At 43.3% G+C, this 15,470-nt stretch carries 11 protein-coding genes and 1 other annotated feature; of the genes, 5 read left to right on the top strand and 6 right to left on the bottom strand.

The window, feature by feature from the left end; all coding sequences use genetic code 11:
- The first annotated feature begins 171 nt into the window (after positions 1-171).
- Both sltY and trpR read left to right on the top strand, forming a co-directional pair.
- On the top strand, positions 172-2,121 hold the full coding sequence (sltY, locus tag MSG36_RS13665; RefSeq protein WP_248368371.1) for a murein transglycosylase: 1,950 nt from the start codon (positions 172-174) through the stop codon (positions 2,119-2,121).
- Between the two features lie 172 nt (positions 2,122-2,293).
- Positions 2,294-2,587 carry a trp operon repressor gene (gene trpR / locus MSG36_RS13660; RefSeq protein WP_048658080.1) on the top strand — a complete coding sequence of 98 codons (294 nt, stop codon included), beginning with the start codon at positions 2,294-2,296 and terminating at the stop codon, positions 2,585-2,587.
- A 105-nt stretch (positions 2,588-2,692) separates the two neighbouring features.
- Here trpR and yjjX read toward each other — a convergent pair whose 3' ends face one another.
- The 6 genes from yjjX to MSG36_RS13630 form a co-directional block, all read right to left on the bottom strand.
- A complete protein-coding gene (gene yjjX / locus MSG36_RS13655) occupies positions 2,693-3,214 on the bottom strand; it encodes an inosine/xanthosine triphosphatase (protein ID WP_048669568.1) in 522 nt (173 codons plus the stop codon).
- Positions 3,177-5,555 (bottom strand): EAL domain-containing protein, encoded by a 2,379-nt coding sequence (locus MSG36_RS13650; RefSeq protein ID WP_248368370.1) that lies wholly within the window; start codon positions 5,553-5,555, stop codon positions 3,177-3,179. The genes yjjX and MSG36_RS13650 overlap by 38 nt, the downstream gene beginning before the upstream one ends.
- A 332-nt stretch (positions 5,556-5,887) precedes the next feature.
- On the bottom strand, positions 5,888-7,063 hold the full coding sequence (pheA, locus tag MSG36_RS13645; RefSeq protein WP_061019012.1) for a prephenate dehydratase: 1,176 nt from the start codon (positions 7,061-7,063) through the stop codon (positions 5,888-5,890).
- 12 nt (positions 7,064-7,075) lie between these two features.
- Positions 7,076-7,197 (bottom strand) — a sequence feature (Phe leader region).
- Between the two features lie 110 nt (positions 7,198-7,307).
- Positions 7,308-7,643 (bottom strand): ribosome-associated translation inhibitor RaiA, encoded by a 336-nt coding sequence (gene raiA, locus MSG36_RS13640; protein ID WP_004735034.1) that lies wholly within the window; start codon positions 7,641-7,643, stop codon positions 7,308-7,310.
- A gap of 470 nt (positions 7,644-8,113) precedes the next feature.
- Positions 8,114-9,538 (bottom strand): lytic transglycosylase F, encoded by a 1,425-nt coding sequence (locus MSG36_RS13635; protein ID WP_348983449.1) that lies wholly within the window; start codon positions 9,536-9,538, stop codon positions 8,114-8,116.
- 138 nt (positions 9,539-9,676) lie between these two features.
- Positions 9,677-10,405 carry an outer membrane protein assembly factor BamD gene (locus MSG36_RS13630; protein ID WP_248368369.1) on the bottom strand — a complete coding sequence of 243 codons (729 nt, stop codon included), beginning with the start codon at positions 10,403-10,405 and terminating at the stop codon, positions 9,677-9,679.
- A gap of 137 nt (positions 10,406-10,542) precedes the next feature.
- On the opposite strand from MSG36_RS13630, the gene rluD reads away from it, so the two are divergent.
- The 3 genes from rluD (at position 10,543) to clpB (ending at position 14,976) form a co-directional block, all read left to right on the top strand.
- Positions 10,543-11,517 (top strand): 23S rRNA pseudouridine(1911/1915/1917) synthase RluD, encoded by a 975-nt coding sequence (rluD, locus tag MSG36_RS13625; protein ID WP_017056156.1) that lies wholly within the window; start codon positions 10,543-10,545, stop codon positions 11,515-11,517.
- Positions 11,518-11,519: 2 nt separating this feature from the next.
- Positions 11,520-12,260, top strand: a complete 741-nt coding sequence (gene pgeF, locus MSG36_RS13620; RefSeq protein ID WP_248368368.1) for a peptidoglycan editing factor PgeF — start codon at positions 11,520-11,522, stop codon at positions 12,258-12,260.
- Positions 12,261-12,402: 142 nt separating this feature from the next.
- Positions 12,403-14,976, top strand: coding sequence for an ATP-dependent chaperone ClpB (clpB, locus tag MSG36_RS13615; protein WP_048615048.1), 2,574 nt, complete (start codon positions 12,403-12,405; stop codon positions 14,974-14,976).
- Positions 14,977-15,470 lie beyond the last annotated feature (494 nt).

Genomic DNA, 15,470 nt, shown 5'->3' with positions numbered 1-15,470 from the left:
GAACTAATCCTTACCTATTATTGTCACATTGGTCATTAAAACTATATTTAATAAGCTTCTGAGGCGAAGTGTTAAATATTAATAATATTTACACTCAAATCCTTTACATTTGATGTGATGTCGGGCGTAAATAGACTTCACGTATTCATACACGCACTAAGGAAAGAGCGAATGTTTTTCCGCATTGGTAATACGAAAATTGCTGTGGCTGCATCAGCAATTTTGTCTTCATTTTCACTGGCTCCGATGGCTATGGCTAGCAACGCCTCTGAGCTTGAAATGCAGCGTGATGTTTATGATAGAGCGCAAGAGGTTTTAGACAACCGTGATCTAAAAGCTTACTCCGCGCTGCGCAACAAAATTCAAACATACCCTTTAACACCTTACACCGATTATCGAGCCTTTCTGATTGGCTTAGGTGATCGCACACCTGCTGAGGTGGATGCTTTCATTGAAGAGAACAAGGCACTGCCATTTTCTAATCGAATGCGCGCACCTTACCTGGATTCATTGGCTTCTCAAAAACAGTGGAAGACCATCCTTGAATTTCAAACTAAAGAGCCTGTCGGTGAAAAATATCAATGCATCTATTATCGAGCGCATTACGAGCAAGGTAACAAAGAGCTCGCCTTTAAAGGGGCGAAACAGCTTTGGTTGAGTGGCAGTGGTGTTGATGATGCCTGTGACCCTTTATTTAAAAGTTGGGATCAAGCCGGTTTAAGAACGGATGAACTCATCCTAGATAGAATGTTGTTAGCGTTTGAAGGCCGTAACGGCAAGCTGATGAGCTACCTGATCAAGCAATTGGATCATGATGATTCAATTGCTCAAGCTAAGCAGATGAAGGCGTTGTACAACAAGCCTGAAAACGTGCTCGAATTTGCTAACAAGCACCCAGCAAATGAATTCTACCAAGCGCAAACCGAGTTTGCTTTCGAGAAGTTAGCAAGGAAGTCATCAAGCAGCGCTCAAGAGGTGTTTGATGACGTCATCAAGGCTCAAAAGTTCTCGAAAGAGAAGTCTCAAGAGCTTGCTGATTACCTAACGTTTCGTTTGATTAACACCGATTCTGAAGAGTTGATGGCGTGGCGAGACCAGATGCTCGCGAGTTCATCAAAGCAAGTTCTGCTCGAACGACGTGCTCGCTTAGCGATTCAACATGCCGATTGGACGGGTTTGAAAGAGTGGATAGCGCGCTTGGATGACAAGCATCAGGCTTCGCTTCGTTGGCAATATTGGCAGGGCAGAGCTGAAATCGCGACGGGCGATACTGACAAAGGAAATAAGCGATTGTCAGATATCTTGGGTCAGCGTAATTTCTACAGTGTAGCTGCGGCTAAGCAGTTAGGTAAGCCTGTCGAATACCCAACATCGACACTTAAATACAATGCTGAAACAGTTAAGCCATTCGACACCTCTTTGGTGCGTATTGGTGAGCTGATTGACCGAGATAAAATTGCGGCAGCGAAGAGTGAGTGGCGTTGGTTACTAAGCAACGTAGACAAAGACCAAAAAGCGATGCTTGCGGCTCATGCTGCGACGCAGCGTTGGAATCACTTTACCGTGACGGCGAGTATCTCAGCGAAGATGTGGGACAACATTGCATTACGTTTCCCAGTTGCTCATAAGTGGTGGTTTAACTTCTATGCAGAAAAACATGATATCGACCCAATCACTTTAATGTCTTTAGCAAGACAAGAGAGTGCGATGGATTCAGAGGCTCGCTCTCCTGTTGGCGCGCGTGGAATCATGCAAATTATGCCGAAGACGGCGCAATACACGGCTAACAAACATAAAATTAAGTATCAGGGCAGCGATGATCTTTATGATGTCGGCAAGAACATTGAGATTGGTAGCCACTACTTAGATAGCTTATTAGCTCAATATGATGACAACCGTATTTTTGCTTTTGCCGCTTATAATGCAGGTCCTAGCCGTGTTAAACAGTGGCGTTCACGCAGCGATGAAAAACTCGATGCTTTTGCATTTATCGAAATGATCCCATTCAAAGAGACTCGGGGCTACGTTCAGAATATCTTGATGTTTGAGACCTACTATCGAGATATTTTGGGTGAGAAAGGGACATTTTTAGCTCCCCATGAAGCAAAAATGAAATACTAAGGCTTCGGCATTTGGCCCGAAACTGAGTAAGAATAAAGGCAGTGAGTGCGAACCATTTCCACTTACTGCCTTTTTACATTGGATCGCATCAAGTGTTTCGGTATAAAGTGTTAAACGCTTTCAATTGTTAAGCGACTCTTTAAAGTCAGAATTTAAAAGTAAGTGTAGAGATATGGCATCACAACCTGAATATGATAATTGGCAACAACTGATGGACTTGGTAAAGACGGCTGTCGAAAAAGATCAGCACGAACTGTTGTTGACCATGATGATGACACCAGACGAGCGAGATGCTCTGGTTGCTCGAATTAATATCTTCTGTGAGTTGATGAAAGGCGATCTGTCTCAACGACAGGTGAGTCAAATGCTGGGAGTAGGCGTAGCGACGATAACCAGAGGTTCGAATGAGCTAAAGGCAAAATCGGAACAAGAGAAAGCCGTGATTGCGGATCTACTACTCAAATAGTCACTAAGTTGTTAAAGTAAGAGTTCGATAAAAAACGCTAACTAACTGTTAGCGTTTTTTGTTTCTGAAGATTGTTTTCAGAACCTTTCTAAGTTTAACGAAGCACTAAACAGGAAAGTGCTCAGGGTTCACAAATGGGATCAGCGCTAAAATTAAAGCCTGATGATACACTGAACTGCGAGACAGTTGATTATGTGTCAGTAGGCCAATTGCTCCACCTTTCTGTTTGATATTATCGGTACCAAACACTTCATCCATTACATCTCCGAGCTCGTTTGCATGCTCTAACTTATCAAGCACGGCTGGTGGCAACATAAGGCTAGCTGAACGAGACTCTCCACGTTGACCATTCGCTTCGATAACCATCCAAGCAAAGGTGACGTTTTTTTCTATTCCTGCTTCTAAACCAACATAAAAGTCAGCATAGGGCTGCGCTTGCGTTGCGTTGTGCACGCGGTTCACCGCCCCTTGATAGGTTTCATCATTACTCATCGGTTGATCGGCAACGCCACTAGGGACGCTGATGCCTTTGAAATCAAATTCAGTATCAGGAAAAGCAGATAAGAACGCACTTTTAACGGCGTTAATTTTAGCTGGGTTCAGCGATGCGATGATTACAGATTTCATGTGTCGGATTCTTTTTGTTGTCGAGTAGATTGAGTTGATGTTGTTGGTACCAGTCACTCAACTCTTCTAATGGCATAGGTTTACCAAAGTAATAGCCTTGCAGCATATCGCACTGCGCATCCTGTAACCACTGGTGCATGCCTTGAGTTTCAATCCCTTCGGCGGTGACCTTTTTCCCTTGAGCATGACACAACCCGATAACCGGTTTTACGATGTTCTGGTTATTGGTCTCAATCAAGGTATCCAAAAACGCTTTATCCAATTTAATTTTCTGAGTTGGATACTGCACCAGTTGAGTGATAGAGGTATAACCGGAACCAAAATCATCAATCGCAAGTCGATAGCCCATGCATGCCAGTTCGTTCAGCAATGGAAAACCTTCTGAATTTGAGTAAAAGGTTTCAGTGATTTCAAAATCGATTAGGCTTGGTGGAATTCGATTTAACTCCGCGTGTTCTTTAATGAAACCGGCAAGGTGAGTGGTTTCAATGCCAGCAGAAGATAGGTTGATCGACAATTGAATTGAGTGATCAAATTGAGCCTGAAGTCGATGGAATGAAGCAAACGCATTCTGTATTACCCAGCGGTCAACATGTTCGAACAGCCCGGTTTGTTCGGCTATTGGAATGAACTCATCCGGTGGAACCAAACCAAGTTGCTTTGAATTCCAACGTAATAACACCTCAACGCCAATAACATCAGTCCCGGTAGAATCCATGTAGGGCATGTAAACGAGCCTGAATTCATCATCAAAATTCTGACCTCTAAGCGCACGTTCAATGTCTGCTTGGCGCTGAATGGCTTTGTCTAAATCCCGTGAATAGTCAGCAAATTGGTTTTTACCGGCACGCTTGGCTTGGTACATCGCAGTATCCGCGTTGGACAGTAGCTTCTCGATTGAGTCACCATCATTAGGGTAGGTCGCAATACCAATACTGACCGTGATTGGAAAGCTGCCTGATTCGGTGACAAAGCCTTTTTGCAGTGGAGTCAGTAAATCAGTCGAGAATCGATGCGCGACATTTCCTCGGTGACCAGGAGCGTTAATGTAAACAACGAACTCGTCTCCAGAAAGTCGGGCTGGCATGCAGTGAGCGTCGAACTCCGCTTTGTAGTGGCGACAAATGTCTGAAATACGCTGAGCAAAAGAGACCAGAATCGAGTCGCCGATTTGATGCCCGTATTTGTCATTCACAAACTTGAAGTTATCTAAGTCAAAATAGAGAACCCAGGTTTCGGTATTCGAACTTGGTTTTGGCAACGATTGCTGAACGAAGGTTTGAAACTGATGCCTATTGGCTATTTGAGTTAACTGATCATTTTCGGCCAAGAGCTTGGTTTGCTGGTAGGTGTTGTCTAGCTCTTGATACATGTCATAAAAACGCTGTGATAGGCGGCCAAGCTCGTCACGAGTGCCTAAGCGTTCAATGTTCTTACGTTGTTTTTTTTCGACTTGCTGTAGCTGTCGATCGAGCCGTGTTATTGGAGTAATCACAGTGCGAGACAGAAGCATGAGTAGCAGAGCGACAGTTACAAACGCAGACAGTGCAAACGACAAACTCAGCTTGTTCCAAATTGAATCGAGCTTGTTTTCCAACAGGAATTGCGCCGGATCGACCGTGGCGTACAGTTCTGGTGCAAGCTTGACTGAGTGAGTAACATCATTTTCCAAAGAAACCGCTATGGATGTGAAGAACAAGCTGGTTTGGTAGTCGAACTCTATCTGTTTTCTCAGCGCATTAAATTTGTCGAGAGAGACAGAGACAACAACAAAGAACACATCGTCGGGTTGATTGTTAACGGTTGGGAAAATCGCTTTTCTATCTACCTTGTCATAGTGAACCAACATCCCTTCGCCTTGGGAGTTTTGAATATAGTTGGTACTCGATGTTGCTAAGGTGTCTTGATAGTGCTGGTCAACATACTCCAATATCTTACTGTCAATCTGAGTGCGTGAGTCATTGCTATTATCCGCGTAATAACGCAGTTTTCGATCACCATTAAGAAGTGCTAAACCTGTATAGCTTTCATCGTCATCTTGCAGGAAATGAATGGCTTCTCGAAGATTACTGACCAGTTCAAGATCGCGAGATAGATTTTGATCAGTTAGAAAATAACGCTTCACCATATCACTCTGGGTCAAGGTGTAAGAGTAGCTATTGAGGAACGAACGAGATTGGCGAAAGTATCCGGCTAGTTTTTCCATGTTCAGCTGTAGTGCATTATCTTCGCGTTTGATGAAGCTGCTTTTTTGCGTCGAATAAATAATATAGCTAGAAGCCGCGGTACTGATCAGTATCACAGGGGCTATCAGTAGTAAGATTTTAGTACTTAGCTTCATAGTTAATGACAACACTATTTATAAATTAAGCGCATAAGTTTATGTTACTTAATGCTTACTCGCTATTAATTATACGTAGTTCGATGATTTCCTGTGAAGGGGGTAAGGTTTTGTCTTTATTGATAAAAAAGCCACTAATGAGTTTTTGTTAGAAAGGCTCAAGTAGTGGAGAGAGTAAGCGTGCCGAATGTGCGAAACAAGTGAATTGTGTTTCAGGCATGGTAGGGTGAGTTTTCTTAGTTCGAATGGTACTCGACTAGAGGGTGATTTAAGTATTTGGCCTGCTGTAGGCCAAATACTTATGTTAGCTAAAAGCTGATACTCACTTTCAGCTATGACAACTTAACTTGAGTCGCTTTGATGTTCTCACTTGGGTAGCAACCCAACACCTTAAGGTGGCGAGTAATGGCTGTTAGTTCCGTTATCGCTTGTTGCATATTATCTGAATCCAGATGCGCCTCTAAATCGACATAGAACATCTCTTCCCAAGGGTTACCCATGATAGGACGAGATTCCAGCTTGGTCATGTTGATGCCTAAGCGTTGCAGGATCAGTAGTGTCTCTACCAAAGAGCCCGCCTCTTGAGAAGTCGACATGATGAGCGTCGTTTTCGCAGGTATTTGAGTTGACACTTCAACAGGCTTACGAGCTACCACGATGAAACGTGTGTGGTTCTCTGTTTGGTTTGCAATGTTGCCCTGAATTGGCTGAAGCCCATAAAGCTTACCGCTCGATGCATTACCAATAGCAGCTACGTCATTACCACCCAGTTCTTTAACCTTTTTCATTGCATCAGCGGTGCTTGCGCAAGACTCAAGGCTGACGCCCTTAAGGCGGCTCAAGAACTCACTGCATTGCTGATGAGGTTGTGGATGGGAATAGAGCGTTTTGATGTCTTCTAATCGGATATCACTTTTCGCTACTAGGCAGTGTTCGATTGGTTGAGAAAGCTCACCAACGATGTAAAGCGTTGTGTGTTGAAGTAGGTCATACACTTCGTTAATCGAACCTGAGCTGGTGTTCTCAATAGGTAGTACACCGTAGTCGGCATGGCCAGATTCTACCGTAGAGGCTACTTCTTTGAAGTGATTACAGTTTAACTCAATTAACTCCATATTCTTACGGCTGAAGTATTCGCGACTCGCAAGGTGAGAGTATGATCCCTTAGAACCTAAGAATGCAACGCGAGCCAATGGTTTGCGGCTTTGCGGGTTCGCTAGGTTTTGTAAATATGACTGCTGTAGTAAAACGGAATCTTCGATGATGGTGTGAAACAGCTTGGTAATGTACTGCGCATCAAGTTCGTATTTATCTTTGCCATTGTTGATCAGCTTAACTAATAGTTGTTGCTCTCGTACTGCATCACGAACTGGTTTTGATGTCTCTACTTTGCTTTTAGCGACTTCGATACTTAGCTTGCGACGCTCCGAAAGTAACTTCAGGAGTTCGTCGTCTAAATCATTAAGACGAAGGCGGATATCATCCAGTGAAATTGAGCGGTCAGTCATAAATGTGTCCTTATAAAAAAGCCTCCCTAGTGTGGGAGGCTTCTTGTTCGTTTTTGACTTGTTTTTCTAAAACGACTTAGCCTCCGATTTACGGAAGAAAAAAGAAGTCAAAAATAAACAAAGATTGAGTGTGCATAAAAAGTGTTTGTTTTATGAATGTTTAAACACAATAAGCAAGCGAGCTACGAGCGTCAAGCAAAAAAATAGCGCCCTGAGGCGCTATTTTTTAATCTGTTCTCTTTCCTTATTCTACTTCAGCTTCTAGCTCTTCGATTTCAGGCTTTTCAGCGCGGCGCGCTTCAGGTTTATGGCGTAGCTTGTTGAGTTGACGCTCTAGTTTTTGTTCTACTTCGTTGATAGCTACGTAGAGGTCGTCATGGATTGATGAAGCAACAAGTTGGCCTTTTGGTACGGTTAGAACCGCTTCAAATTTTTTCTTCTTGTTTGGTTCTTCGCTAAAGCTCGCTTGGCAGCCAATGATGTCTACTTGCCATTTATCCAGCTTTTTAAATTTGCTTTCTATGTGATCACGGATTGCAGAGGTAATGTCGATGTTTTTACCAGTGATGTTCATTTTCATAGAAGTTTTCCTCTGTTGTATCCCTCATGGGTTAACTTCAGATTACGACTTTTAGGAATAAAGAATGTGATCTAGATCTTGTTTTGATTGGGTGGGATAAGCATTAAAATCAAATGTGATCTCACGCAAGTCTTAGTATCTTTTTGGCGAAAAATGCTTGTTATCTCTATGAAAAACGATAACTTGGAGGCAAGGCTTCGCTAAAAATTAAACCAGTTTTTAGGGGCGTCTTACAGCTTATTGAAAGTGTTTGATTGAAATTTACTCAATAGTGTTTTGTGATGTAGATCTCGTGATATATAAGCTTTCTCTGAATTAAAAACACAAAAGCCGCATAAGTTTTCTTATGCGGCTTTTGTGTTTTTAATTTGCCTTAGTGCCTTAGTGCCTTAGTGCCTTAGTGCCTTAGTGCCTTAGTGCCTTAGTGCCTTAGTGCCTTAGCTCCCCTGGCTCTTAGGGTTGAAGACAAACTAATCGTTGGTTTTTAGTAGTCTGGCTGTCCCATTTTCTCGGATAGCATTGATAGCTTGTAACTGCTTATAGATTACAAAGTAACGGTTGATGTTGGCGACATAGGTCACCGGTTCTTTGCTCACGTATTTGCGAGTGATGATTTCTACGTTTTTAAACCAGATATTTGGGTTGTAACCTTTCTGCTTGGCAATGCGCCTCATCTTTCTGATCTTAGCAGGACCAGCGTTGTAAGAAGCCAAGGTAAAGTAGATTTGATTGTCGGGTGATATTGCCGGGTCGTCAAAATATCGGTCTTTGATAAAGCGCATATACTTCACACCCGCATGGATGTTGTTATCCACCTTATGGATGTTCTTGATGTTGACGTTTTTATCTTTGGCGGTACTCGGTAATACCTGCATCACACCAATAGCCCCGCGATGAGAAACCCGGCTCTGATCCAGTCCTGATTCTTGGAAACCTTGAGCCGACATCATCAAAGGATCAAATTCATACTTGCTTGAATACTTTTCAAAGACATCTGAGAGTTTAGCAACTCGGTCTACTTTATTTGGGTTGAGTGCTCGGCCTAACCAGCGAGTATTGTCGATGTATTTCTGGTAGATGACGTTTCCAAGCAGGGTGCCTGTTCGTGCGGTCTTGACGTATTTGTTTATCTCTTGCTTCAGTTGAGGGCTGTCTTTTCTCAAAGCCCAAGCAATACGACCATTTTCTCGCAAAGGTAAGTCGTTATGGACTTGAATGTTATCCATTACATCGATCCAGAGCTTGGCTTTATGGTTATCTAGAATTGTACCTTGTATATAACCTTGGTTAACCAACTCTATCAGCTCGTAGTCTTGTAATGACTCCTCGATAAAGTGGACATGCAGTGGTGGTAAACCTAGTTCGTTAAGCTCCTTATTGACTCTTTGTACACTCTCGAAGTAACTCGAGCTTGCTCGTATCCACACCTCTTTGCCGCTCAATTGCTTGATTTCGGTGATAGGTTCGGCTTTTTTCCCTGTGATAATGAGTTCTTTACCATCTTTAATCATCGGATCTGAAAAATCGATGGTTCGTAGTCGTTTGTCGGTGATCGTTAGGTTAGCGACAGCGACATCACCATAGCCAGACTCTAGAGAGGGAAGTAGATCATCTCGTTGCACGGGGATGATTTGAACATTGAGATAGGGATGTTTCTTACGAAGGCTCTTCTCAAAGTGGTAGAGCATTTCTGCCACGATGCCTTTTGGCTTGCCATCCTCGATGTAATAGAAACCAAGATCGGCAGATACGAGCACTCTAACCGTTCCTTTGGTTTTGAGCACATCCAAGTCACCCATGTAAGGCTTATTGCTTAATGGGGACAGTTCTAATGCGTAGGATAAGTGGCTAAATAGCGATATCCAGATAAATAATAACAACCTACTCACATCCACACTCCATGTTGATGTTTTGTTAAAAGTTATCTTTTGAAGATACCGTGTAATATGCGATTCATCAAGTTTGCGATATGTGGATAAAAAAAGCGCGCTAGTAAATTCGCGCGCTTTTGGGATTGAGATGTAAGAAGTTGATTAAGGTAGTGGGTTTAACTCAATCAACTTTTCTGTTCTTAACACAGCGTCATCTAGGCCTAGTTGTTTATAAGCTTCTAGCTGAATCTTTAAAGATTTACGCGCTGCAATGGTATCTGGGTAAGTCTTTTGCAACTCTTGTGTTCTGTTAATAGCAGCAATCCACGCTTCGCGACGTAGGTAGAAATCAGCGGTTGCTAAATCATAGTCGGCTAGGCGATTCTTAAGTGCGAACATGCGTTTTTGTGCATCTTCAGCATAGGGGCTGCTAGGGAAACGTTCGAGTAGTCGCTTGAAGTCAGCAAAAGCGAGTTTTACTGGTTCTGGGTCTCGGTCACTACGGTCGATATTAAAAATATCGTGCATGAAGTTTCGGTCTTGCGCCATGTGCGTTAAGCCGCGCATGTAAAGAACCCAGTCTTGTTTCTCATGCGTTGGGTTCAAACGTAGGAAACGTGAAATGGTAGCGAGGCCAAGTGCCAAGTCATCATTTTTGTAGTAAGCGTAAATCAGATCGAGCTGTACTTGCTCAGAATAGGCGCCGAATGGGTAACGTGAGTCTAGGGCTTCTAGCTTTTCTATTGCTGAAAGCCAGCTACCGCTCTGCAGTGATTCTTGAGCGTCAGAGTAGAGAACCGATGGTGGTACATCTGGCACTATCTCTTCACTACTTGAACAACCAACCAAGAGTGATACGGCTAATAGACCCGATAAAGTAAGGTGTTTCATGTCAGGCGTCGATTCCTTGAATTAAATATTTCGTAAGCTTCCGTTACTTTCTAACCAGTAACAGATACAATGATGCAATTATTCTATTTTATCCATACTAATGGGTATTAGTCTCACGGTTTTTAAAAAAGTTCGATATGGCTCAGCAGATCACATTAACAGACACAGTAAAAAGCAGCCAGTTAGGTCAACGTTTAGACCAAGCTGTCGCTGAACTATTTACCGATTTTTCTCGCTCTCGCATTAAAGAGTGGCTTCTTGACGGCAAAATCCAAGTGGATGGCGAAGTTATTACTAAGCCACGCGTTAAGGTTTTGGGCGGTGAAGAGATCATCTTGCAAGCTGAACTTGCAGATGAAGAGCGCTGGGAAGCACAAGATATTCCTCTAGACATTGTCTACGAAGATGATGACTTATTGGTTATCAATAAGCCTCGCGATCTGGTTGTACACCCAGGCGCAGGCACACCGGATGGAACCATACTAAACGCATTGCTTTTCCATTACCCACAGATTGCAGAAGTGCCTCGTGCAGGTATTGTGCACCGTCTTGATAAAGACACAACAGGTCTTATGGTTGTGGCTAAAACGGTTCCAGCTCAAACTCGTCTTGTGCGTGCTCTTGCTAAGCGTCGTATTACTCGTGAATATGAAGCAATTGCAATTGGCAAAATGACCGCTGGTGGTGTGGTAGAGAAAGGCATTAGCCGTCATGCAACTAAGCGTACCTTGATGGATGTAAATGAATTAGGAAAGCCAGCGGTAACTCACTACCGTGTTGCTGAGCACTTCCGCGAGCATACTCGTATTCGTCTACGCCTAGAAACGGGTCGTACTCACCAAATTCGTGTTCACATGTCATACCTTCAGCACCCGTTGCTAGGTGACGTTGCATACGGTGGTCGTGCTCGTATTCCAAAAGGTGCATCTGAAGAACTAACAACAATGATTCGTTCTTTTGATCGCCAAGCACTACACGCAGTTATGCTTAAATTTGTTCACCCAATTACAGGTGAAGAAGTTGAGTTCCACGCTCCTGTGCCAAATGACATGGTTGTGATGGCTGAAGCGTTACGTGTTGATGCGCGCGAAAACTTGGAAGACGACATTTAATTATGTCGATGATCATCCCTAACTGGAATGCACCAAAAAACGTGAAAGCATTTGCTTCGACACGTTTTGATGGTTTTTCTACTGGTGCGTATCAAGGATTAAACCTAGGTACGCATGTTGGGGATGATGCTTCGCTTGTTGAAAACAACAGAGCTTGGCTCAAGCAACACGCTAATATGCCTGCAGCTCCGGTATGGCTAAATCAAACTCACTCAACAGATGTCGTTACGGTTTTACACCCTACGGCAGATATTCTTGATGCTGACGGTGCATTTACCACAGCTAAAGGTGTTGTCTGTTCTGCGATGACAGCCGATTGCTTACCTGTAATCCTTACTGATACCAAAGGCACTCAAGTTGCTGCAGTTCATGCTGGTTGGCGTGGTCTTGCTGGTGGAATTCTTGAAAATGCCGTCGCAAAGTTTTCAAACCTAGATTCAGAGAATAAGCTCATTGCTTGGCTTGGTCCTGCAATAGGCAAACAAGCCTTTGAAGTAGGCGATGATGTGCTGGAAGCTTTTGTTCGTTTTGACCCTCAAGCGAAATTAGCATTTGAAGCCAAAGCTGAACCGGGCAAATGGCTAGCGAATATGTCTCAGCTTGCAACGCAACGACTGAACAAAGTTGGTGTCACTTCTGTTACAGACTCCAATCTATGTACCTTCGCTGATGCGGATGCGTTCTATTCTTATCGTCGTGATGGTATTACTGGGCGCCAAGCTACTTTTATTTGGTTAGAGTAACCTTTAGCTAGTGCAACTAGTCATCCAGTTCATTTATATTTTTATATCAGCTCTATTCTTCATTCTTATCCCTTGAAAATCCGCGTTACCGTATCCATCTTCTAACCATAAGATAAACATATCTAAGAGTAGGAAGGTTGGCATGCGTCTCGATCGATTCACTAGTAAATTCCAAATTGCGATATCTGATGCTCAGTCGCTCGCATTAGGTCGTGATCACCAATATATAGAACCTGTGCACCTAATGGTGTCTTTGCTTAATCAAGATGGTAGTGCAATTCGTCCATTGCTCACCATGCTGAATATTGATGTGGTTCAATTGCGTTCTAAATTGAGCGAAATATTAGATCGAGTGCCTAAAGTAAGTGGCATCGGTGGTGACGTTCAGCTATCGAATGCGATGGGAACGCTGTTTAACCTGTGTGACAAGGTCGCGCAAAAGCGTCAAGACAGTTACATATCTTCAGAAGTATTCCTACTTGCTGCGATTGAAGACAAAGGTCCTTTAGGAAACCTACTTAAAGAGCTAGGCCTTACCGAGCAAAAATTATCTCAAGCTATTGAACAAGTCCGTGGTGGCCAGAAGGTCGATGACCCGAATGCGGAAGATAGACGCCAAGCACTCGAGAAGTTCACCATTGATCTGACTGAAAGAGCAGAGCAAGGCAAGCTGGATCCTGTTATCGGCCGAGACGACGAAATCCGTCGCACTATCCAAGTACTTCAACGCCGTACCAAGAACAACCCTGTCATTATCGGTGAACCAGGTGTCGGTAAAACAGCGATAGTTGAAGGTTTAGCTCAGCGTATTATCAACAATGAAGTTCCTGAAGGTTTGAGAGGCCGACGTGTCCTTTCGTTAGATATGGGCTCTTTGATTGCCGGCGCTAAATATCGTGGTGAATTTGAAGAACGTTTAAAATCAGTTCTTAACGAATTGTCGAAAGAAGAGGGCAACATCATTCTCTTCATCGATGAAATTCACACCATGGTAGGTGCGGGTAAAGGCGAAGGCTCTATGGATGCGGGTAATATGCTAAAACCAGCATTGGCTCGTGGTGAACTTCACTGTGTAGGCGCAACCACACTCGATGAATATCGCCAGTATATAGAGAAAGATCCTGCGTTAGAGCGTCGATTCCAAAAAGTGATAGTCGATGAGCCAACCGTGGAAGACACGGTCGCAATTCTTCGTGGTTTGAAAGAGCGCTATGAACTTCACCATCATGTAGAAATTACCGACCCTGCGATTGTTGCGGCTGCAACATTATCTCATCGATACGTTTCAGATCGTCAGTTGCCAGATAAGGCTATTGATCTGATTGATGAAGCGGCTTCGAGTATCCGTATGCAGATCGACTCAAAACCTGAGTCGCTAGATAAGCTCGAGCGTAAGATCATTCAATTGAAGATCGAGCAGCAAGCTCTTACCAATGAGAATGATGAAGCCAGTGAAAAACGTCTTCGAACATTACAAGAAGAGCTTTCTGACAAAGAACGCGATTTCGCAGAGCTTGAAGAAGTGTGGAATGCAGAGAAAGCCGCGCTTTCTGGCACGCAACACATCAAGTCAGAGCTAGAACAAGCTCGTATGGATATGGATTTTGCGAGACGTGCAGGTGATCTTAACCGAATGTCTGAATTGCAATACGGTCGAATCCCGGAATTAGAGAAGCAGTTAGATCTTGCGACTCAAGCCGAAATGCAAGAAATGACGCTACTACGTAATAAGGTCACCGATGCCGAAATTGCAGACGTGCTATCGAAGCAAACAGGCATCCCTGTTTCTAAAATGCTAGAAGCAGAGAAAGAGAAGCTTCTTAAAATGGAAGGTGTTCTACATAACCGCGTGATTGGCCAAGCGGAAGCCGTTGAAGTGGTATCGAATGCGATTCGTCGTAGCCGTGCAGGTTTATCTGATCCAAACAAGCCGATTGGCTCTTTCTTATTCCTTGGTCCAACTGGCGTTGGTAAAACGGAGTTGTGTAAAACACTTGCGAACTTCATGTTTGATAGTGACGATGCAATGGTGCGTATCGACATGTCTGAATTTATGGAGAAACACTCTGTTGCTCGTTTGGTTGGTGCTCCCCCGGGTTACGTAGGATATGAAGAAGGTGGCTACTTAACAGAAGCGGTACGTCGCAAGCCTTATTCAGTGATTTTGCTAGATGAAGTAGAGAAAGCGCATCCTGATGTCTTCAATATTCTGTTACAGGTTCTTGATGATGGACGCTTAACTGATGGACAAGGTCGCACAGTCGATTTTAGAAACACGGTAGTGATCATGACATCCAACCTTGGCTCTTCGAGAATTCAAGAGAACTTCAATACGCTCGATTATCAAGGAATAAAGAATGAAGTGATGGAAGTGGTAGGTAAACATTTCCGTCCTGAGTTTTTGAACCGAGTTGATGAAAGCGTGGTGTTCCATCCATTGGGTCAAGAGCACATTCAGTCGATAGCCGCTATTCAGCTTGAGCACCTTAAGAAGCGCATGGAAGACAATGGTTATGAGCTTGAAGTCTCGGATAAAGCACTCAAGTTGATTTCTCAAGTTGGTTTTGATCCAGTATATGGCGCGAGACCTTTGAAAAGAGCGATTCAACAAAGTGTCGAGAACCCGTTAGCGAAAGCTATATTGGCAGGAAAAATTAATCCAGATAAGAAAGTACAGCTATTAGTAAACAACGACCGCATTATTGCTCACCAATAGTTGAAGTAAGAATTGTAGGTACGATTGGCCGAAATTAAGGCTTAATCGTACCTATTTTGAACGCTTTGTGTGAATAGTGTTCGAACGGTCGCCGGTGGCGGCTTTTTTTCGTTTTTAGCCTTGTGCAAAGGATTATTCTCTCTATAATGCGCCTCCGTTGCCAAGGATAACCAAGCGGTTTGAACTGAGTAACAAGACGGTGATAAGCATTTAAGATGCTTTGAAAAATTAGCTGGAAAAAGTGTTTGACACTGGAATCCAATCCGCTAGAATGGCCGTCCACTTCGAGAGGCTCCTTACTAAAAGGAACGCTCAACAAGTAAAGCTCTTTAACAATTTAAACCTATCAATCTGTGTGGGCACTCGTTGATGAATATCAAAACGTTTTATCGTTAGATAAAACAGATTCTTCGGAATCAAAATTGATTTCAATGAACTGAGTGACCAATACGTTTAACTACTTGTAGTTATTCGGCACAGTCAATTCATTACCA

Source organism: Vibrio sp. 1CM8B, assembly GCF_023161685.1.
In the GTDB taxonomy this organism is placed as follows: domain Bacteria; phylum Pseudomonadota; class Gammaproteobacteria; order Enterobacterales; family Vibrionaceae; genus Vibrio; species Vibrio coralliirubri.
This window is presented reverse-complemented; position numbering and strand designations above follow the sequence as displayed.